18 protein-coding genes and 1 pseudogene are annotated in these 19,447 nt (G+C 64.0%); 3 read left to right on the top strand and 16 right to left on the bottom strand.

All coding sequences use genetic code 11. The features are described 5' to 3' along the window. Positions 1-28: 28 nt before the first annotated feature. From ACFYOW_RS46400 to ACFYOW_RS46375, 6 genes are all read right to left on the bottom strand, one after another. Positions 29-1,180 (bottom strand): HoxN/HupN/NixA family nickel/cobalt transporter, encoded by a 1,152-nt coding sequence (locus ACFYOW_RS46400; protein WP_387298055.1) that lies wholly within the window; start codon positions 1,178-1,180, stop codon positions 29-31. Positions 1,181-1,208: 28 nt separating this feature from the next. Beyond that, the gene (locus ACFYOW_RS46395; RefSeq protein WP_387298053.1) at positions 1,209-2,243 is read right to left on the bottom strand and encodes a DUF4331 family protein; all 1,035 of its coding nucleotides are present in this window, start codon (positions 2,241-2,243) and stop codon (positions 1,209-1,211) included. Positions 2,244-2,413: 170 nt separating this feature from the next. After that, entirely contained in the window at positions 2,414-3,175 is a 762-nt protein-coding gene (locus ACFYOW_RS46390; RefSeq protein WP_387298051.1) for an SDR family oxidoreductase, read from the bottom strand. 105 nt (positions 3,176-3,280) lie between these two features. Then, positions 3,281-4,102 carry an alpha/beta fold hydrolase gene (locus ACFYOW_RS46385; protein WP_387298049.1) on the bottom strand — a complete coding sequence of 274 codons (822 nt, stop codon included), beginning with the start codon at positions 4,100-4,102 and terminating at the stop codon, positions 3,281-3,283. Positions 4,103-4,198: 96 nt separating this feature from the next. Further along, positions 4,199-5,101: an SDR family oxidoreductase gene (locus tag ACFYOW_RS46380; protein WP_387298047.1), complete on the bottom strand. Its 903-nt coding sequence runs from the start codon at positions 5,099-5,101 to the stop codon at positions 4,199-4,201. A gap of 32 nt (positions 5,102-5,133) precedes the next feature. Beyond that, on the bottom strand, positions 5,134-5,868 hold the full coding sequence (locus ACFYOW_RS46375; RefSeq protein WP_387298045.1) for an SDR family oxidoreductase: 735 nt from the start codon (positions 5,866-5,868) through the stop codon (positions 5,134-5,136). Positions 5,869-6,127: 259 nt separating this feature from the next. On the opposite strand from ACFYOW_RS46375, the gene ACFYOW_RS46370 reads away from it, so the two are divergent. Beyond that, the gene (locus ACFYOW_RS46370; protein WP_387298043.1) at positions 6,128-6,520 is read left to right on the top strand and encodes a hypothetical protein; all 393 of its coding nucleotides are present in this window, start codon (positions 6,128-6,130) and stop codon (positions 6,518-6,520) included. Between the two features lie 1,390 nt (positions 6,521-7,910). Here ACFYOW_RS46370 and ACFYOW_RS46365 read toward each other — a convergent pair. From ACFYOW_RS46365 to ACFYOW_RS46325, 9 genes and pseudogenes are all read right to left on the bottom strand, one after another. Next, positions 7,911-9,023 carry a glycosyltransferase gene (locus tag ACFYOW_RS46365; RefSeq protein WP_387298041.1) on the bottom strand — a complete coding sequence of 371 codons (1,113 nt, stop codon included), beginning with the start codon at positions 9,021-9,023 and terminating at the stop codon, positions 7,911-7,913. Then, the gene (locus ACFYOW_RS46360; RefSeq protein ID WP_387298039.1) at positions 9,023-9,337 is read right to left on the bottom strand and encodes a hypothetical protein; all 315 of its coding nucleotides are present in this window, start codon (positions 9,335-9,337) and stop codon (positions 9,023-9,025) included. Before ACFYOW_RS46360 ends, ACFYOW_RS46365 begins: the two co-directional genes overlap by 1 nt. 659 nt (positions 9,338-9,996) lie before the next feature. Further along, a complete protein-coding gene (locus tag ACFYOW_RS46355; protein ID WP_387298087.1) occupies positions 9,997-10,230 on the bottom strand; it encodes an integrase core domain-containing protein in 234 nt (77 codons plus the stop codon). A 452-nt stretch (positions 10,231-10,682) separates the two neighbouring features. Continuing rightward, positions 10,683-11,282, bottom strand: a complete 600-nt coding sequence (locus tag ACFYOW_RS46350; protein WP_387298037.1) for a hypothetical protein — start codon at positions 11,280-11,282, stop codon at positions 10,683-10,685. Beyond that, positions 11,279-11,812 (bottom strand): hypothetical protein, encoded by a 534-nt coding sequence (locus ACFYOW_RS46345; RefSeq protein ID WP_387298035.1) that lies wholly within the window; start codon positions 11,810-11,812, stop codon positions 11,279-11,281. Before ACFYOW_RS46345 ends, ACFYOW_RS46350 begins: the two co-directional genes overlap by 4 nt. Before the next feature lie 787 nt (positions 11,813-12,599). Continuing rightward, a pseudogene (locus ACFYOW_RS46340) lies at positions 12,600-13,776 on the bottom strand (2-oxoacid ferredoxin oxidoreductase); the annotation flags it as partial. 33 nt (positions 13,777-13,809) lie between these two features. Next, entirely contained in the window at positions 13,810-15,462 is a 1,653-nt protein-coding gene (locus ACFYOW_RS46335) for an FAD-dependent monooxygenase (RefSeq protein WP_387298032.1), read from the bottom strand. Next, the gene (locus ACFYOW_RS46330; protein ID WP_387298030.1) at positions 15,459-15,974 is read right to left on the bottom strand and encodes a VOC family protein; all 516 of its coding nucleotides are present in this window, start codon (positions 15,972-15,974) and stop codon (positions 15,459-15,461) included. The genes ACFYOW_RS46335 and ACFYOW_RS46330 overlap by 4 nt, the downstream gene beginning before the upstream one ends. 90 nt (positions 15,975-16,064) lie before the next feature. Continuing rightward, positions 16,065-16,634 (bottom strand): TetR/AcrR family transcriptional regulator, encoded by a 570-nt coding sequence (locus tag ACFYOW_RS46325; protein WP_387298028.1) that lies wholly within the window; start codon positions 16,632-16,634, stop codon positions 16,065-16,067. A gap of 103 nt (positions 16,635-16,737) precedes the next feature. On the opposite strand from ACFYOW_RS46325, the gene ACFYOW_RS46320 reads away from it, so the two are divergent. Further along, positions 16,738-17,604 carry a fumarylacetoacetate hydrolase family protein gene (locus ACFYOW_RS46320; protein WP_387298026.1) on the top strand — a complete coding sequence of 289 codons (867 nt, stop codon included), beginning with the start codon at positions 16,738-16,740 and terminating at the stop codon, positions 17,602-17,604. Next, positions 17,601-18,314, top strand: coding sequence for an AMP-binding protein (locus ACFYOW_RS46315; protein WP_387298024.1), 714 nt, complete (start codon positions 17,601-17,603; stop codon positions 18,312-18,314). Before ACFYOW_RS46320 ends, ACFYOW_RS46315 begins: the two co-directional genes overlap by 4 nt. Here ACFYOW_RS46315 and ACFYOW_RS46310 read toward each other — a convergent pair. Then, a complete protein-coding gene (locus tag ACFYOW_RS46310; protein WP_387298022.1) occupies positions 18,292-19,305 on the bottom strand; it encodes a transposase in 1,014 nt (337 codons plus the stop codon). The two genes, ACFYOW_RS46315 and ACFYOW_RS46310, sit on opposite strands and share 23 nt — an antisense overlap. Between the last annotated feature and the right edge of the window lie 142 nt (positions 19,306-19,447).

Here is a 19,447-nt window from a genome sequence, read left to right as displayed (position 1 = left end):
GCGCAGCAGCGACTGTCTGCTCGACCGATTACAGGTCGTGCCCCGAAGGGTTTCGGGATGAACGAACGAGGACGACGGCTTCGGCCGCGAGGCGGGGCGCCGGTTGCTCGATGCGGTGATCGGCGTCCTCGGTGCGACGGGAAAGCCGGAAGGTCTTCCAGATGCAGGCTGCTCCTAGCCACATGGTGGCGAATACGGCGACGGTGACGGGACCGACGGCGCTGAGGTCGATGCCGCTGATCCAGTTCCACGCATCGAGATGCAGACGATCGGTGGCCAGGTCGAGCAATTCCACCGTCCCCACCCCGACCGCGACAGACACCGAGAGTCCTGTGATCGCGAGGTTGTATCGAAGTTTGCGGGAGTCGGTGGCGTAGGCCCATCCGTACGCGTATCGCATGAGAACCCCGTCCGCCGTGTCCAGCAGCGACATGCCCGCCGCGAAGATCAGCGGTAGGGACAGCATCGAGTACCAGGGCACGCCGGCGGAGGCGCTGCCGGTGGCGAGGACCAGGAGCCCGACCTCGGTCGCGGTGTCGAAGCCGACCCCGAACAACACTCCGAGTGGATACATCTGCCACGGCTTCCGGATGGATTTCATGATGCCACCGAAAAGCTTGCTCATCGGCCCGCCGACACCGGGATGCGCGTCGATCCGGGTGGGATCGACCATTCCGGTGCGCGCCTGCCGGTACAGCCGCCAAGTACCGAGGAGCAGGCCGATGTTGACGGCGGCTATCAGGTAGAGAAACACCCCGGACACACTGGTCCCGACGATGCCGGTCACCTGATGCAGCCGCGACCGGTCGTCCTGCAGCGGGCTTGACAGCGCGCGTGCTCCCAGCGCGAGAAGCATGGTGAGCGCAAAGACCACCGTCGAGTGTCCCAGGGAGAACCAGAACCCGACCGAGACCGGCTTCAGGCCGTCACCGACGAGTTTGCGAGTGGTGTTGTCCACGGCGGCAATATGATCGGCGTCGAAGGCATGGCGCAGGCCGAGGGTGTATGCGGTGAGGCCCACACCCACGCCCAGAGATGTCCCGCCAACGGCGCGCCCGGATACCAGCAGTCCCCACCCGGCCACGTGCAGGGCGGTGATGAATCCGATCATCACCGCCAGGGAGGTGGCCTGCGGGAAGCGCGGGGACACGGCGTGGGCGAGCCGTGGCGAGCCGGTCATCGTCGTCTCCTGAGGAGTTTCGTCGCGGTCAGTGGGCGGCCGGCACGTACGGGAACGTCAGGCGAGGTTTCGAGGAAACCGATTCGACGCCGATGCCGAGACTCACCGGGGTGTTCGCGGCGATCGAGAACATGACATCGGGTGCGTTATCGGTCAGGCAACGCCCGTTCCAGGTCAGGAACCCGAACGTCGCCGCGGTACCGACGGTGTAGGGCAGCATGTTCGGCAGCATGCGCTGGACCAGTCGAGTCGCGTAGTCGTGCGGGTCGCCGGCGGTTCCGTAGGCAGCAACGACCGCGGCGATCTCCTTCGTCAGTTGATCACCGTACTTCTCGAGGTCCTGTGTCGGGGTTCCCGCGTTCAAGCTGTCGCCGAGTTGTTCGTTGTATTGGGTGAACAGCGGATGCATCATCGGCAGGCCGACGCGGTTGATCGATCGCCAGCCACCGGCGTCCGTGGCAAGGCTCGCGATGGCCCAAACTCCGATGCGGAGCCCGGCTTCGTCGTGCGCGAGCAGGGCCTGGTCGGGCAGTTCGAGTACGATCGAGAACACTGTGTGACCGGCGAAGAGGTTGGTGGCCTTCGCGGGAGTCCACGTCCCGAGGTCGATGCGCGTACCGTCCTGGAAAGCATGGCCCACGGCATGCAGAACATCGGGTTCGATCCAGAACGGATCGCCGGCCTGACCGGCCCATACCCGCAATCCGCCGACACCGATCGTCTCGATATCTGTTTCTCCGTCCGCGACAACGGTTCCGGCGGCGAAGGGGTCGGTTGCCTCGGCACCATCGAGTCGGCGGACGGTGAACCGTTGCATGCCAGTGGAATTGCGTTCGCCGAAGACGATTCGGTAGGTGAGATCCTCGACGGCGTCGCCGTCGAGGTCGATTTTGAATTCGTACATGCCTTCGGGGTGGTATCCCGGGACGGGAATGTCCCCGGCGAGGGAATGGCAGACGTTCATCACCAAAACCGTGCCGCTTTCACCGCGGAACACGTAGAGGTCGGTGATATCGAGTCGAACGTCCTGTCTGGCGATGGGCGAATCCAGATGATGAGACATTGCATGTCACCTTTCGTTGGGCCGAGTGGGCAACGTCGTGCCGATGTGCGGGCCGGTCGATGGAGGAAGCATTTACGGTGCGACGCGCTGAGATTTGTTGCCGTGGCACTGCGCACGACCGTTGTGGTCGATGCGGAGGCGTGCCCGGTGCCGATAAGGCGGTGCGCCGGTCAGCCGTTCGGGTCGGACGCGTTGAGAGTGGCGACAACTTCGTCGTAGTCACCACGTTTTTCCCCGTAGCGAAGGAATTTGACGCGTTCGACCTGGATTTCGTGAGCGTCCGGCTGCGTCTCGAGGATGTGTATCACCTCCGCGATGAAATCGTCCAATGGCATCGCCCAGTCACTCTCGGCTTGCCCGGGTAGCAGATCGGTCCGCACCGCCGGCGGTACGAGTTCCATGAACTGAACGTTGGTGTCGGCCAACTGGAGCCGGACCGATTCGGTCAGCATGTGAATCGCGGCCTTGGAAGCGTTGTAGCTCGGCGTGACGGCCAAGGGTGTGAATGCCAAGCCGGAGGACACTGTGATAACCGTTGCCCGAGGCCGGGATTGCAGATGCTCGATGAACGCGGCGAGCAGGCGGATGGGACCCAGCACGTTGGTGTCGATGACCGCTTCGGCGGACTCGAGAAAGTCCCGGGGATGGTGCCAGTCCTCGACCCGGGAAATACCCGACATCATCACGAGGACATCGAGGTCGGGATATTCGGCCAGCACCTTCTCCGCGGCCGATGCGATACTCGATACGCTGTTCGTGTCGATCGCCACCGTGCCGATTCCCGGGTTTTCGGTCGCGATTCGGCGTAGCCGCTCTTCGCGTCTTCCGCCGACGATTACCGTGTTCCCCCTCGCCTGCAGTTGTTGCGCGAGGGCCAACCCGATTCCGCTGGTCGCGCCGGGGATGAAGATGGTGTTTCCGTCGATCTTCATTGTTTCCCTTCCTGAGATGATTTCGCCGTAGATCAGCGGCATACCGGTGGCCACTGGGTGAATGCGGCCCGGGGCCGAAATACTTTCCTGCTCGACCTCGTCGCTCTAATCGCCGATGAACGCGAGGATGTCGTGGTCCAGCGCTTTCTGATACGCGCCGTGTATGCCGTGCGACGCGCCCGGATAAACCTCGAGCGTGCCGTTGTCCACGAGCTCGATCGCCTTGCGTGCGGTGGCATCGATCGGGACGATTTGGTCGTCGTCGCCGTGAGCGATGAGGATCGGAACGGTCAAGGCCCGCAGGTCGGCGGTGAAGTCTGTTTCGGAGAATGCTTCGACGCAGTCGTGTGCGGCCGCGAGTCCGACCAGCATGCCCTGCCGCCAGAAGTCGTCGCGCAGGCCCTGCGACACTGTCGACCCCGCACGGTTGGCACCGTAGAACGCCACGGAGAGATCTCGGTAAAACTCGGATCTGTCGTCGAGGACACCGCTGCGGATGGCATCGAGGTCCTCGATCGATGTCCCGTGAGGATTGGACGGTGACCGCAGCATGATCGGTGTGACCGCGCCGACCGTGACAACTTTGCGTACACGGGCGTTCCCGTACCGCGCCGCATAGCGCACCACCTCGCCGCCGCCGGTGGAATGCCCGACCACAGTGATGTCGGTCAGATCGAGTTGGTCCACCAGAACGGCGAGGTCTGCGGCATAGGTGTCCATGTCGTTTCCGGTATAGGTGTGTGACGATCGTCCATGGCCTCTGCGGTCGTGGGCGATGGCGCGATATCCGGCGTCGGCGAGTAATTTCAGCTCGAGTTGCCAGGCATCCGAGGACAACGGCCAACCGTGGCTGAGGATCACCGGCCGACCGCTGCCTTGCTCGGTGTAATAGATCCGGGTTCCGTCGGGAACAGTGATGTGCGGCATGGCTTCTCTGTCTGTGAGGGTTCGATCGGATGTCGTATCGGCGGCCCGGCAGGTCGCTGCACAACCGGGTGATCGCCGGCCCGACGTCGACGACGACTACAAAGAGTCGTTGTGCGTCAGCAGATCGGCGATGCCGACTCGGTGGTAGAACTCATGTCGGATCCGGTCGGCGACTGCGGTAACGACCGCACTGCCGTCGCGGCTGGGATCGATATGCGAGCGGAACGGGCGCTCCCCGAACGGGAGGTCGACCACTCGGGCGATCTCGTCGGCGACGGCCTGTGGATCGCTGCCTGGGGGCACGATGTCGGCCAGCCGCTTGTCGAGTGCGATCCGGGTGTGGCCGTACAGCTCGTCGTACTCCGCCTCCCGCGCTGTGTCCGCCGGAGTCGTGGCGTGCGCGAAGTGGTTGGTACCGGAGGTGTACGCGCCGGGAACCACGATGGCGGTGTCGATGCCGAACCTGATCAGCTCGGCCGCGTAACTTTCCGCCAGCGCGTCCATGCCGGCCTTCGCCGCGAAGTACGGGGCCAGGAAGGGCGGATGTCCACCCCGGGTGCTCGAGCTCGCCACCCAGACCAGCAGGCCCGAGCGCTGCTGACGCAGGTGGGGAAGAACGGCCCGATTCACCCGCTGCGTGCTCAGCACGTTGATGTCGTAGAGTTCGGCGACCTGATCCACGGTGAATGCCTCGGTAGGACCGAGAACCATGTGCCCCGCGTTGTGCACGACTACATCGATACGCTGCTGCGCGGTAAGGATCTCCGCGACCGCGTGGTCGACCGAGTCCTGGTTCTGCACATCCATTTCGATGCCCTGAATTGATATACCCAGCTGTGCGGATAGTTCCTCGAGCTCGGCGACCTTCGATGAATTCCTTCCCGAGGTCTCGCGCATTCCCGCGTAGACGGTGTGGCCGTTCTTCGCGAGGCCGCGGGCAGCCAGTGCCCCGAAACCGCTCGACGCCCCGGTCACCAGAACAACTTTTGTATCGGACATGATGTTTCCTTTCCTGCGGATGGCATTGCGCGTTATGCGACGCCGCCGTTGGCGAAAATTGTTTGGCCATTGATCCAGCGCGCCGGCCCGGCCAGGAAGGCGACGGCCTCGGTGATGTCCTCGGGAGTTCCGATCCGTTCCAGCGGCGCCGCGTGCGCCAGCGCGGTGATCTCGGATTTGGATTTCCCTTGCAGGAACAGCGGTGTAGCGGTGGGGCCAGGGGCAACAGCGTTGACTGTGATGTCACGACCGCGCAGTTCCCGCGCAAGTACCAACGTCATCGCCTCGACCGCGCCCTTGCTGGCGGCATACGCCGAATAGTTCGGGAACTGTAGCCGGGTGACCGACGTCGAAAAATTGATCAATGCACCACCGCGGCGCAGATTTCGCGCGGCCAGCTGCGATACCACGAAAGTCCCACGAATATTGATGCGATGCATGCGATCCAGATCCGCGAGATCGAGGTCGACCAACGGACTGAGCAGCATGATCCCGGCGGTGTTGACGACCACGTCGACACCTGAAAACGTGTTGGTGACGGTGTCGAAAAGCGCCGACATCTGCACTTCGTCAGCAATATCGGAGCCAACTGCGATCGCGCTGCCGCCGTCATCACGTATGGCGGCCGCCACGGCCTCGGCGCGCACCGGCTGACCCGCATAATGGATGGCGACCGAATAACCTTCTCGCGCCAAGCGGGCGACGATACTCGATCCGATGCCACCCGTTCCGCCGGTAACCAGTGCTACCCGTCCGGCAGTATCCATGTCGATTCTCCTTACGACGAAGATGTGATGTGCTCACCCTGCGTCAGCGGCATCGTCGAGCACTTGAGTCATTCGACTCGAGCACTCCTCGAGGAGTGACTCCCACCAGTACGACCGGCATCACGACCATCCGTGGCGATGCGGCGTCGACATCGCCGGTCAGCACCTCGCCCTGGGCGAGCGGTGCCTGCTGGATAACGACCGGTGCCGACCTGATGCGCAATGGTGTTGGCGGCCTGCCCGCGCGGACTCGCTACGAGTGGGCTCCGGACGGAAACTGCTGCGACGCGTCGACCCCAACGGGCATGCCGAGTCATGGACCTACGACGGCGAAGGCAACCTGCTCACGCAGAGCGACCGACCGTGCAGGCAACACCACCCGATTCATCCACGGTGCCTTGGGCTGCTGCAGGATTTGGGACAGTGGTTAGGCAGCCTGGTGTGGACCGGAGGTCCTCATGGCAAGCGACATAACGGTGATTCCCGCTCCGAGGTGGAGGTTGTGGCGTCAGCCGAGGCATGCGAGCTGAATCCCGCAGCCGCGCAAGCGTTGTTGCGGATGATAATGGATGCCGCAGACCGGCGGTATGGTTCGAACTGGTGCCGGATCGTCGTCGCCGGAGCCCCCGACAGAGATTCTGCGCGGTGGTGACGGCTGTGGCCGTGGGGTAGTGGTTATGTCGGTGTCGGGGAGTTAAACCCGCACCGGCCTGACCTGCGAATTTCTCGAACGATAGTTGGAAAAGTGCCGGTCAGGCGATGTCGGCTTGTGTCCGGAGGGGGAATCGACCAGTACGCCAACCTCCTGCAACACCGATCGGCAAGTAGCGGTGGCGTGACGGTTCTGGTCCAATGTGCCGTAGGTTTGTGCCCACGGCGGGTCGCTATAAGGATGGGACCGGCATTGACCAGAGGTTTCCTGGGAAACGCGGTAATCCGAAGAACGTTTGCGCGCTTGTGATGGATGAGGGATCGTTCTGTTGCCCCAGGTAGCGGGAGCTAGCGGGAATCACGAGACATCTCGACTCCTGAGTGGGGTGAGGGGTTCGAGTCCCCCACATAGACATGGGGGTCCGGCTCGGCGATTCGCCGGGCCTGCCTGGTTCTATTCGAACGCAACCCCACGTTTACCCCACATTTTCGCCGAAACGGCCTGTGTCGCTGTTCTATCGGCTGGGGGCGGGGGCGTTGCCAATGCGTGTACGGAGCCCTAACGCCCACTCATGGACGACCGTCATTGGCATGTTCGTGATGGGTCAGGCCGTTTCGTGTTGCGATCGGGCCAGTTCCGACACTCTGGCCACCCGTTCATCACAGCTTCGGACGCTCCAGACTTGCCGCCAGCGTGGCTTCCCGCTCGAAGTTCCGCGTCTTCGCATCTGCATCGCCCCGCTCATCGAGGACCTTCAGTGCTGCCTGCCGGTCCATCCGAGGGCGCCGTGCAAGATGGACCGCGGCGTCTGGGGCAGCATCGCTGTCCGGCGCGGAGGCACCCACGCCCGCAAGACGCCCTGACCCCCGGCTCTGGCCTCATATCTGGCCGTCCAGCACCTCGAATCGGCCACCCTCGTGCTCTACAGCGATGCCGGGCACGCATTCCTGTTCCAACACGCCGGGGAATTCGCCGCGCAGGTGAGCAATTTCCTTGCCGCTTAACGCATTACACCTTGTTTTCTGGTAATTACGCTATGCCGGGCCACGTCCGGCACGTTCGACAGCGCCGAGGCTATGGAGCGCAACCGCGCGAAGGGTACTGCCCTTCGGAGTGCAAACACCCAGCACGTCGAGGTGGTCGAAGACTGTGGGTTCGAGTTGGCGCTCGTGCACCTGCGGGTACCCGAATGGGTGTGACCACGTAGCGGCCCTGTCACTGCGACGGCGCCCCGATTTCTTTGGCTGCGGACTTGCTCTCGTAGTCTCCTGGCGCATGGTCGGTTGTCGGTCGAGCGAAGCGGTGGCGTGACCCCGCGTCAATCCTCGGATCCGCGCTTTCGTCTTGTCGTTGTCGATCTGAATCGCCTCCGGGTTCCCCCGGTCGTCGGTCAGGAGTGTCGGAGGGGCGGTCGGTTGTTGCCCACTGCGAGGACTTGGGCTGCGACCTCGTCGATGGCAGGCATGGTGGCCACCTCGGCCGCGACGGCGCGGGCAGCGTCGGCGAGGCGTGCGTCGGTGATCAAGGTGTGCAGATGCGCCGCGGTGATCGTTCTTCCCAGCACCGCGATACCTGCTCCGCGGCGCTGCACCGATACCGCGTTCCACCTGCGGTCGCCTGGGGCGGGGGTCGCCAGCTGTGGGATTCCGGCGCGCAGAGCCGCATACACCGAGCCGGCGCCGCCGTGGTTGACCATAGCGGTGCAGGTCGGGAGCACGGCGTGCAGCGCGATCCACCCGACAGTTCGGACGTTGCCGGGAAGATTGGTGGCGCGCATGACTGTTCGGTTTGGGCGGACGATAACGATATCGGCATCGACGTCGGGCGCGGCCCGTAGCACCGATCGGAGCATCGCGTCGGGGCCGTCGCCGAGCATGGTGCTTCGGGTTACGACGATGCGTGGTCGGCGGGGGGAGTCGAGGAGGAATCGTGGCGTGGATGCGCCCGGTGTCGAATACGGGATGTATCGCAGGGGCCAACCCGGGACAGAGACGATGCTGGGCGGCGCGATCGACAGGGTGGCCGTACTCGCGGGAATGTCGGCACCGCCGAGCAGCCGCAACAGCTCCCGTCGAATAACGGTGCCGTCGTCCAGCGCGATATTGTGCAGGACTGTGGGGACGCCGAGGTGGGCCGCAGCGATGGCCGCGGCCGACGCGAAAGGTTCGTGCACCACGATGTCGGGTGCGAATCGGCCCGCCACTCGAATGAGCCTGTCGATCATCGGTTTGTTGGTTACGGCGAACACGTGGGCGCCGCCGCGAGCGTCGGCCATTCCCGCCGCGGATCGCAGTGCGAGGACGGGGTGCAAGCCCAATCCCTGCGCGACGGCACGGATGTGTCCGATGCGCGGTGCGACGTCGACAACCGGGACATCGGCGGAAACCGCCGTCGCGGCATCACCGCCGGTTGCTACCAGCACCCGGTGCCCCTCCGCACGCAGATGCATAGCAAGAGGCATCATCGGGAACAGATGCCCGATCAGCGGTGTCGCTACGAACATCACCCGCATCGGACTGCCGCCACTCCGGGGCCGACCGTGCCGGCGTTTGCCGGCGACGCCGCAGCTGCGACAACGCGTTGAAGTCCTTGTAGAAACTCCATCCTGTCGGCGGCCGCGTGATCGATCACCGCGTGCATCGCCACCACGGCGACCTCCACATGATCATGGTGGTTGCCTATTCCCAACAGCGCGAGAACCTGCACCGCCGGTGCGCTGCAGCAGTTCCGACATGAGGGCTGCAGGGCGACGCGCTCGACCCGAGCCACCGACAACACCGCGTCATCAAAATGCCGGAAATTACCACCAGTGCGCACGTGAGCAACATTTCTCTCCGGGCGTCAGCCGTGCCGCAAACACCTCGTTCAATGTCAACACGTTATCAGGCGTGACCACAACAATATTCACACCCACTGCCTCATCGGTTGCAGCATCTGGATGCTGCAGACCGTGCATCTAACGACCGGAAACGGCTCCCATCAGATCAAGCGCTGGAAAGACATCCGTGATGTGACAGTCCATGATTCGGTGGCGCCACACGCTGGTTTCTTAGGATTCTCTCAGCTGAACCCGAATTGAACCCCCACACGCCCCTAACCGGCCCTTTTGTGTTGATTTTGCCCGACACGTCACCCGCTCTCCGTGCATAACCGCAGGTAGACCGGGTGATGTGACGTACTGGCTGTGTCCGGAGGGGGAACTTACCCATATCCCCACCCTGGTGCACGCCACTGAACTGCAGCTTTCCTGAATTTGGTGTGTCTGTGTGTGCGTTTGGATCCGAGCCGCTGGCGTAGTCCGGTCGAGGTCGACTTGTTCGGATCGATGTGGAAGGTTTATCCGGCATGTCGCCAGCCGGACATCAGCGTGACCGTGGCGAGCCGGGCGGCGATTCGTCTTCGTCAGTCGCACAAATACCGACATCCCAATTCGGCGCTGGAGAGCCAAGTGAACCGTCCCCACTTTCCGGCCGGCTTCATGGTTGAGTCATCACCGGCTGGGATGGCTGTTGTTCAGCGTGATAGGCGGTCTCGTACTCGGCGGGTGGGACGTGTCCGAGCAGGCTGTGCAGCCGCCGGTTGTTGTACCAGTCGACCCATTCCATCGTCGCGTACTCGACATCGTCGAGCGACCGCAACGGCCTGGTGAGAAACGGGTTGTCGCGGGCGAGGGCTTCGGTTTTGAACAGCCCGATCGTCGATTCGGCCAGGGCGTTGGTGTGTCCTGAAGGTGACAGGGAGGTCGTGATGTAGAAGCGCGAATCTTGTTGTCGCCGTGCTGATGTGGAGATGAAGGTAGGTCCTTCGGCATCGGTATGCAGGTGCAGGTGTCAAACCGCCCCGAGTTGCTGCGGTGAATGAGCCGTGGTGGTGAGCGTCGTGGGAAAAGCCTTGCGTCACAAGGCAGGTAGGGGCTGGGAAGGTGAACGTGAGTGAACCACTGATGACGTGTCGCTAGGCCAGGTGACATCGAAACCGGGGCCTTAATGCTGTCCCGGGATGAGCCAGACGGGTGCCTGTTGATTGGTCTGGTGGTGTCCGGCATGAAGGTGGCGCGAGCTCTGTCCGGGCTTCACAACGGAACAGGAGAACTCCTCGACGCGAAACGGTGGCCCGGCGGGTTGACGCCGGTCGCGAGAAGGGTGAGCAGCCCAGTCGCGTGTCAGGAGGGCGGAACGCCCCGTAGTAGTGGTGAAGCCCCTGTAATGGGGGTGGAGCGAAGGGGGCGTGTTGTTGGGTTTCGATCGACGATCAACCAGGTAATGGGAGGAATCGATTTGCCCGTTTCAGACGCAACGCGCCCCAGCTCGGAAACCTGCTCCGGAGTCAAAGCGTGACGGCTGCTTTCCAGCTTCCGTGGCATCGGGACCTTGACCGCGGGGTTGTCCGCCGGAGCAATCAAACTGTCCATTTCGGCGAAGCGGTACAAACACCGCACCGCGTGCAGGAAGTTCCTGGCCGCGCCCGTACCTCCACGCCAGTTCGACCTGACCACAGCGTTGGCTTTGTGCTGATTCATCAGATGAAGGATCTCGGTGGGCGTCGGCTCGCTCAAACGCCGGTGACCCCACTCAACCACGAGAATTCGCCAGTACGTTGTATAGCTCTCCCGCTGCAACACCGACACAGTGCACGACACTCGAGGAACGAACTCACCGAATGTCGGCACCTCGACACCCGCCGCGGTGACATTCTTTCCTACTACCGTCAAGCCCAGCCGCGAGATCGCCTGCACCAGTTCGGCCACCTCGGCGTCTTTCATCGCCCCTGCTGCCACGGATCCGGGAAGTATGCCCATAGCGCCGCCGTCAACATCCGGGGCGGGTACACCACGAGCACTTCATCGGCGAGGGACACCGCTATCAACACCCGATCACCCGCATACAGCCGACACTTGTTGCGGACATCGGATGGAAGTATGAGAAACCCGCGTTGGTGGAGCAGCTGACCATCCCGCGACCGCCGAACCTTGACCACGCAGTGCTCTACGTCCATCGAAAGCAGTTGCCCTGGAACCCAACCCAGCACCTGTACTGCAGATCTGGCAGCGAGCCGGCCTCGGTTGTCGATGGTCGTGACCGAACAATAGAGGGTTGGGATCGGGGCCTCGTCCAGGGCCGCTGGAAACGCGAAGTCCGCCAGTGCTTTCGACGGTGCCGGACGGCCATCGGCAGCTTGGTACAACCCTTCGAACAATCCGATGATCGGCTCGCGGTGCAGCTCGCGGGGGGACCAGCTTGGACCCGGCATGTCTTGCGGGCCATCGTCACTCGCACGCAGCCGTTCAGTCACTGATCGGCTCCCGCCATGACCGCAGTGTTCACACCGCTGAATATCGAGAGAATCAACCTTTGCCCAGGGCGCCAACCCACCCGCGGGATGTGGGGACTCAGCACTCGCGGTCTGGCGTTTCTCACCGGGTCCGCAACACATCGTCCCGTAATCGGCGGAGTTTGGCTGTAACGGACCAGAGGACTCACCCGCAATCCGCACCTGAGTTGAATCTCTGGGAGGACGGCGGCGAAAAGCCAGAAGTCCAACATCGAAGACATGGGGCACCTCTTTCGCACCCTGCCCACTGATTCTCCCAACATCCATAAAAGCCGATCCTGGCCGTTTGCGCCACAACTGGGGTGCGCAGTCCCTGCCAGCGTCGGTTATGCGACACTGCCACCGACGATCGGGAAATGCTGACCCAGCTACAAGTACTGCGACGAAACCGTCGCTGCGGAAGTGTTCCTGCCCGGTCGTGGGAGGACGCGTCGGCCGCTACCTTCCGGCGTGTCTTAGCGTGACACGCCAAGAACCTCCTACTACCAGCTACTTTTGACAACTTTGAGTGGGTGTGTTTTCAGCGAGTCCTCATCCTCGTCCGATTCTCGTGGGGGCCAAGTCGGGAGGGGGACATGACCACTATGACCACCTGTTGCACCTGCGAAAATCCCTGGTCGTGGGCTAGTTCGTTCAGACGTGCTCTCACCTACATGGCGCTGCGGCACAATGCGAATGCGCTTGCGTACTCGTGACTGGGCCACCGAAGGAAAGCCGCCGATCTCCGACAGTCGGGCGGCGAGTTTTGTCGCGATGATGTCCGGGTCGAGTTCGCCGTCGGCGGGGACGAATACGTCGCCGTCGGGCAGACGCTTTCCGATGATGGTGGGAGCTCCGGGGCGTCCGTAGAGCAGGTCCTTGACCGCGGTTTCGATGAACGGACGCTTCTCCTCGATCACGATGACTTCGTCCAGGCCCTCGGCGAATCGCCGGACAATCGACGGCTCGAGCGGATGGATCATGCCGAGGCGTAGCAGCCGTACTCCGCGGCGCGCCAGCTCGGCATCGTCGAGCCCGAGCGTGCGCAAGGCTTGGCGCACATCAAGGTAGGTCTTTCCCGGCGCGACGATCCCCAACCGATCACCGACGCCGCTGTGGGTGATCCGGTTGAGGTCGTTCGCCACGGCGTATCGCCGCGCGATCTCGAGCCGCGCGCCCTCGCGGCTGCGTTCGAGCACACCGAGCGTCGGCTGCAGCATGTGCGCGGTCACCTCGTGCCGGTAGGCGGTGCCATCGACGGTCAGGTCGGGCACGACGGGCGAGACCCGGTCGGGGTCCAAGTCCACCGTCCCCGATCCGTCCGCGACATTGGTCGCGATCTTCATCGCCACCCACAGTCCGCACGCACGCGACATCGCCACGCCGTGGAGCCCGAAGTCCAAGGCCTCCTGCGGATCTGACGGATAGAGGATCGGCAGGCCGAGATCGGCCAGCAGACCCTCGGACGCACCGGGCACCGTGGAGGACTTCGCGGCCGGATCGTCGCCGACGAGGGCCAGCACACCGCCTTCGGGGTGCGCCCCCATCATGTTCGCGTGCCTGATGGCATCGGATGCGCGATCCAGACCCGGCGACTTGCCGTACCAGAGCGCGATGACACCGTCGACGCGCTTGTCGTCCTGCGTCGCGGCGAGCTGCGTGCCCTGTACCGCGGTCGCCGCCAGCTCTTCGTTGACGCCGGGGCGGAACACGATGTCGTGCTCGTCCAGTAGCGCCGCGTTGCGTGCGAGTTCGGTGTCGTAGCCGGCGAGGGGCGAGCCTTCGTATCCGGAGATGAAGGCCGCGGTACGCCGGCCGGCGCGCAGGTCGGCGCGGCGCAGTTCCAGCGGCAGCCGTGCGAGCGCCTGGATACCGGTGAGGTGCACGGCACCGCGCTGTTGGGTGTATCGGTCCGAAAGCGCCACCGGCGCTTGCTGATTCGTCACAGGGAGGGCTTTCTGCGAAAGGGGGCGACAGCGTCAGGACGCGGACTCGCGAGCGCCGCAGGCTGTTCGGAGTGCGGCGGCGAGGTCGGCGGTCGGTGTATCGGAGTGGCGATCGGTCAGCCAGGCGATGTGACCATCCGGCCGGACCAGGATTGCACCGGTTGCGCCGATGCCCAGATGGTCAGCGTCGAGCTCGAGATCGTGCCCGATAATGAAGGCCCGGCACGGAATTCCCCTGGCCGCCTCGGCCAGCGCTGCCGCCCAGCAGGATCCGGCCGGACCGGTGATCACGGTGAACCAGGGTCCGAGTAGATCGAGGGTGGATACCGTGGCGCGTTCGTGGATGGTCCACGCATGCGGTAACCGGGCGCCGATGACAGCGGTGGTGATCGGATCGGCGGATACGTCTTCTTCGCTGTAGACGTAGGCCAGCTCCTGGTCGAGATCGTCGAAATGTGCTCGGTGCCGTGGGATTGCGGCGGCCAGGCGGTCCCGTTCCCCCTCGGCGATCGAGGGATCGGCACTGTCGAGACGCTCGGCGATCTCGACGGTCAGCGGCCCGATTCCGGCATCGACCATCTTCAGTGCGTTGCCGACACTGTGCTCGGTGTTGCTGAGCGCGACCGGCCGACGCTCGGTTTCATAGCTGTCCAGCAAGGATTCGGGTGCCCAGCCGTCGAGCACCGCGGCGAGCTTCCACCCGAGGTTGTCGGCATCGGCAAGTCCGGTGTTCATCCCGAGACCACCGGTCGGTGGGAACTGGTGCGCGCTGTCTCCGGCGAGCAGAACCCGTCCCTTGCGATAACTTCCCGCCGTGCATGCCGCCATCGTCCAAGCGCCCACCGAGCGGATATCGACGGCGAGGTCCGCGCTGCCGACAGCCGTGCGAACCAGTTCGATGCAGCGCTGCGGGGTGTAGTCCGACAGCGACTCCCGGCTGGGGTCGAACGGCCGGTTCAACGTCCATCGATGTTTGCCGTCCATCCCGATGAGCACACCCGGCGAGCCGGCGTTGATCATCCAGATCAACAGGGCCGGGTCGCGTTCGGTCCATGGCGACAGGTCCGCATGGAAGTAGATGTTCAGCTGTTGCCCCAACTCGGACAGTCCCGCCATCCCGATGCCGAGGTCGGCACGGAGGGTGCCTGCGGATCCGTCGGCCGCAACAACGTATTGAGCATTGAGAGTTCTCGGCGCACCGCCTGATTCGACGATCACCTCGACCTGTTCTCCCGTATCGTTGACGCGAACGACACGGGTATCGAACTGAACGGTGGCCATGCCTTGCGCCCGTAGTGCGTCGAGCAGGCGCTGCTGGACGCGATCCTGCGCGCACGAAGTGATCATCTCGGGAGAAGCGCTGGTGCGTCGCAGGATTCGATCTCGGTCACCATCGGCGAGATTGATCCGGCCGAGTGCGGAGCCCGCCAGCGTCTGCCTCCATACGATATTGAGCATCCACTGCGGTGCGACCGCGTCGCGAGTCACCGCGTCGGCAATTCCCCACGCGCGCAGCAGTTCCATTGATCGCGTGTTGACCACATGCGCACGGGGGTGTGGGTTGATCGCACCGTATCGCTCACAGATGACACTCGAAATGCCATGTCGCCCCAGTACATATGCTGTCGCGAGACCGACCGGGCCCGCGCCTGCGATGAGCACCGGCGTCTGCTCGGCCTCGCTCATGGCCGCCGCACCAGATCGGCGAGCGGCTCGCCCGCTTCAAAACGGACGACCAGTTCGTCCGCATCGAATTCGACCCCGATGGGGTTGGCGGTAAAGGCACCGGATTCGAAGAAGTTCGCCAGCTCCGCATCTGTAGCGAAGTTATCGATCTGCAGCTCGATGTGATTGCCATCCGGGTCCTCGTAGTACATCGAGGTGGTTGGCCCGTGGTTGATTGTCCAGAACGGTTGCACCCCAACCATCTTCAGCCGCTCGTAGGTGCCGAGCAGATCACTGAGCGAGTCGTAGGTAAAGGCAACGTGATGCAGACCGGAATGTGCGTCGGTGGGCCGTTGGGAAGCGCCGGTGGCCAGGAACGCGACGCGATGATGCTCCTCGTCGTAGGTCACGAACGCCAACATGTCGTTGCCGAACACGAGGCGACCCTCGAGGACCTGCACGTACCAGTCGACCATCTCCGGTAGCCGACCGGTCCGCAGGACGACATGAGCGAGCTTTGCGGGTGATGCCATGAGCGGACTCTCCTTTGAGCCGAGAACATCTCTTGAATGCGATACAAGAGAAGCTAGGCCCGCTCATGAATGAAAGTCAAGAGGTGTCGATCAGCTTGCCTCGGTCGCCGTGGCCGCGAGGGAAGTAATGAGCAGATCGACCAACTCACCGGTGGGCCGATCCAGTCGGCGCACGCTGATCAGCAACCCCTCGAACAGCACATGGGCGAGGTCGGCGATCGAGGCAAGGTCCGCGCCGTCGCCGACGCGCCTCGAGATCGCCGCAAGCAGGCGCCCTTCGAGCCAGTCCTGCATCTGCTCGTAGACCGTGCGCAGCGTCGCGGTTTCTGCCATGCGCTCGTAGGCGACGCGGTGTAATCCGCGGTAGGGCTCCATCTGCACCAGCAGTGCGACCAACTCGGCGCGCGGATCGCTCGCCAGTGTCGAATCGGCCTCGACTCGCGCCCGCACTTCGCTGAAGATCGAGGCGATCGCCGCGGCGAAGAGGTCGTCCTTGGTGGGGAAATACCAGTGCACCGCCGCGGGCGCGATGCCCGCGGCGCGTCCGACCGCCGCCACGCTGGTGCCGCGATAGCCATTGTCGACGAAGAGCTCGCGAGCTTGCTCGACTAGTTCGGCCTGGCGTTCGGCCTTGGGGATCTCCTGGCGATTCTTGGGCATGAGGCAACTCTAGGCCCGCTCTTGACTGAGAGCTAAGACGTGCTCTTAACTGTCAATCAAGAGAACGAGCCGGTGGGATCACCGGTGAACAAGGAGGTTCGACATGCGTCTCTACACCACCGACGACGGGCTCGCGCGAGAAGACCGATCCGGCGTGCTCGCGGTGCTCGACTTGCCGTACGCGGAGGTGGGCGAGCTGTTGCGCGGTCCAGGAATCGACGCTGCCCGCACTGCACAGGTCCTTCGTGAACAGGCGATCGACAAGGCGGTGCTGCGGTCACCGGTGTCGCGTCCGGGCAAAGTGCTGATCGTCGGATTGAACTACGGCAGTCATGCGGCGGAGGCGCTGGAGATGTTCGCGGCGATGGGAAAGCCCGGCATCACGCTGCCCAGCGAACCGAACCTGCAAGTCGCCGCGGGTTCGGCGGTGACCGGCCCCGCCGATCCGATCGTGCTGCCCGGCGTGGCCGCGGAACAGGTCGACTACGAGGGTGAGGTCGCCGTCGTTATGGGCACGGCCGCTAGCGGTGTGGCCGCCGACAAGGCATGGCGCCACGTGGCCGGCCTGACCGTCGTGAACGATGTCTCCGCACGCGATATCCAACGCCGTGCGATGACCGGGGACCCCACCGCCTCGATCGGCGTCGCCAAGAGTTTCGACACCTTCAAGCCGCTCGGCCCCTGCGTGGTGACCGCCGACGAATTCACCGAGACGCCCGACCTCGCCATCCGGACCCGAGTGAACGGGATACTGCGCCAAGACGATCGGACCAGCGGCTTCATCCACTCCATCCCGGAGCTGATATCACATCTGTCCCGATACCAGACCCTTGAGCCCGGTGACGTGATCTGCACCGGCACTCCCCGCGGTGCCGGAGTGTTCTCCGAGAGCTATCTGCGCGCGGGCGACCTGATCGAGGTGGACGTCGAAGGAATCGGTGTGCTCGGCAATCGTGTGGTCCGAGGGTGAACGCCCAGCCTCGAACGGAGGCCGCAGTCGACGAACTCGCTCGGATCGAGTCGGTCCCGTTCACCGCTCGGGACCTGCCGAGCAGCACCTACGACCTGATCGCGCGAACCACCCGCAGCCACCACGACCGGCCCGCACTGCACCTGCTGCCGGGTGGACGGCACTGGGATCAGCCCGAAACATGGTCATACGGCGAACTTTTGCGCCGGGTCAACCAGGCCGCGAACCTGTACGCCGCGCTAGGGCTCGAGCCGGGCGGTGTGGTCGGCCTGATGCTGCCCAACGCGGGAACCACCTATTCCGCCCTGTTCGGCGCACAGGTGATCGGCATCGCCAACCCGGTCAACCCGATGCTCGCCACCGAGCACATTATCGATATCTTCCGGCTTACCGGTGCGCGTGTACTCGTCGCTCCCGCACCAGAACTCGATGCCGGGATGTGGCGCAAAGCCTGCGCGGTCGCCGCGGCACTGCCTGGAGTGCGTGTGTTGATCTCCGTCGGCAGGGTGGTCGAACACGCGCCGAGCGAATGGGTCGGCGACTTCGACGAGCTGGCCGCCACGCAGCCCGAGGAGCCCACTTTCGACCGGCGGCCCGGGCCGGCGGACACAGCCGCGTACTTCCATACCGGCGGCACCACAGGCACACCCAAGGTGGCACGGAATCTGTCAAACCCGGTGAGACCGGTCAGGCCACGAATTCTGTGTTGATGGTCTCCTTCGGAGGCTCGTTGATCCAGGCCGCTGCCGGCAGCTGTGGTGGGGTCGGTGGCCGCCGGAATCGGGTCGGGTTGGCTGCGTAGGCGGTGGCGAGGACCTCGCCGCGTTCGGCGCGGATCGCGGTGGCGGTGCCGTCGTGAACCGTTGCGGGAGTGTGTAATCCGATCCCGGAGTGGCGGTGGTGGTTGTTGTAGTAGGTGAAGAAGGCCCGGCAGAACCGGTCGGCCTCGCGGATGGAGGAGAACCGTTCCGGGAACGCCGGGCAGTACTTCAGAGTCTTGAAATTCGCTTCGCTGTAGGGGTTGTCATTGCTGACGAGCGGGCGCGAGTGCGAGCGGGTGATGTGCAGGTCCACCAGCAACTCGGCCACCGGTTTGCTGGTCATCGGGCCGCCGTTGTCGGCGTGGACGTAATCGGGCACGATCCCGTCGTTGGCGATGATCGCGTCGAGCTGGAACTGCTTGGCGATCCACTGCGATTCGGCCGGCACCACTTTCCAGTGGACGGCTTTGCGGGAGAAGATGTCCAGCATCACCAGCAGCGTGTAGTAGACGCCCTTGAACGGTCCCTTCAATTTCGTTGCGTCCCAACTCCATACCTCATTCGGGCCGGTGGCCACCAGCTCAGGTTTGATGCGTGGCGGATGCGTGGCCTGGCGGCGACGCTCCCGAACCTCGCCGTGCCCGCGCAACAGCCGATACATCGTCGAGATCGAGCACAGGTAGGTGCCTTCGTCGAGCAGGATCGCCCACACCTGCGCCGGCGACTTGTCCACGAACCGATCGCTGCGCAGCTGCGCCAGCACCGCGGCCCGTTCGGCCACCGACAGGGCGGCCGGGTGCACCACCGGCCGCCGCGGACCGGCCTTGGGTGGTTTCGGATTGCGGTGCCGATGCAGCGTGGCCCGGGACTTACCGGTCAACCGGCACGCCGCCCGGGTGCCGGTCACCGGTTCCAACTCGAGGGCCGCCGCGTCGGTCACGTCGTCGGTTTGTCGCCTGAACCCGCGCTCTCGGAGAGCATTTCCAAGCTTGAGATTTAACCAGCGCAAGATCAACTTGCGCCGTGCTCGGTTAATCTGGCTGACAGCCAACGGCTTTCGCGTGATGATGTCTTGTCGTCGG

This window comes from Nocardia sp. NPDC006982 (genome assembly GCF_042869435.1).
In the GTDB taxonomy this organism is placed as follows: Bacteria; Actinomycetota; Actinomycetes; order Mycobacteriales; family Mycobacteriaceae; genus Nocardia.
The sequence above is the reverse complement of the archived record's forward strand: the minus strand, read 5'-3'. Positions and strand labels throughout refer to the sequence as shown.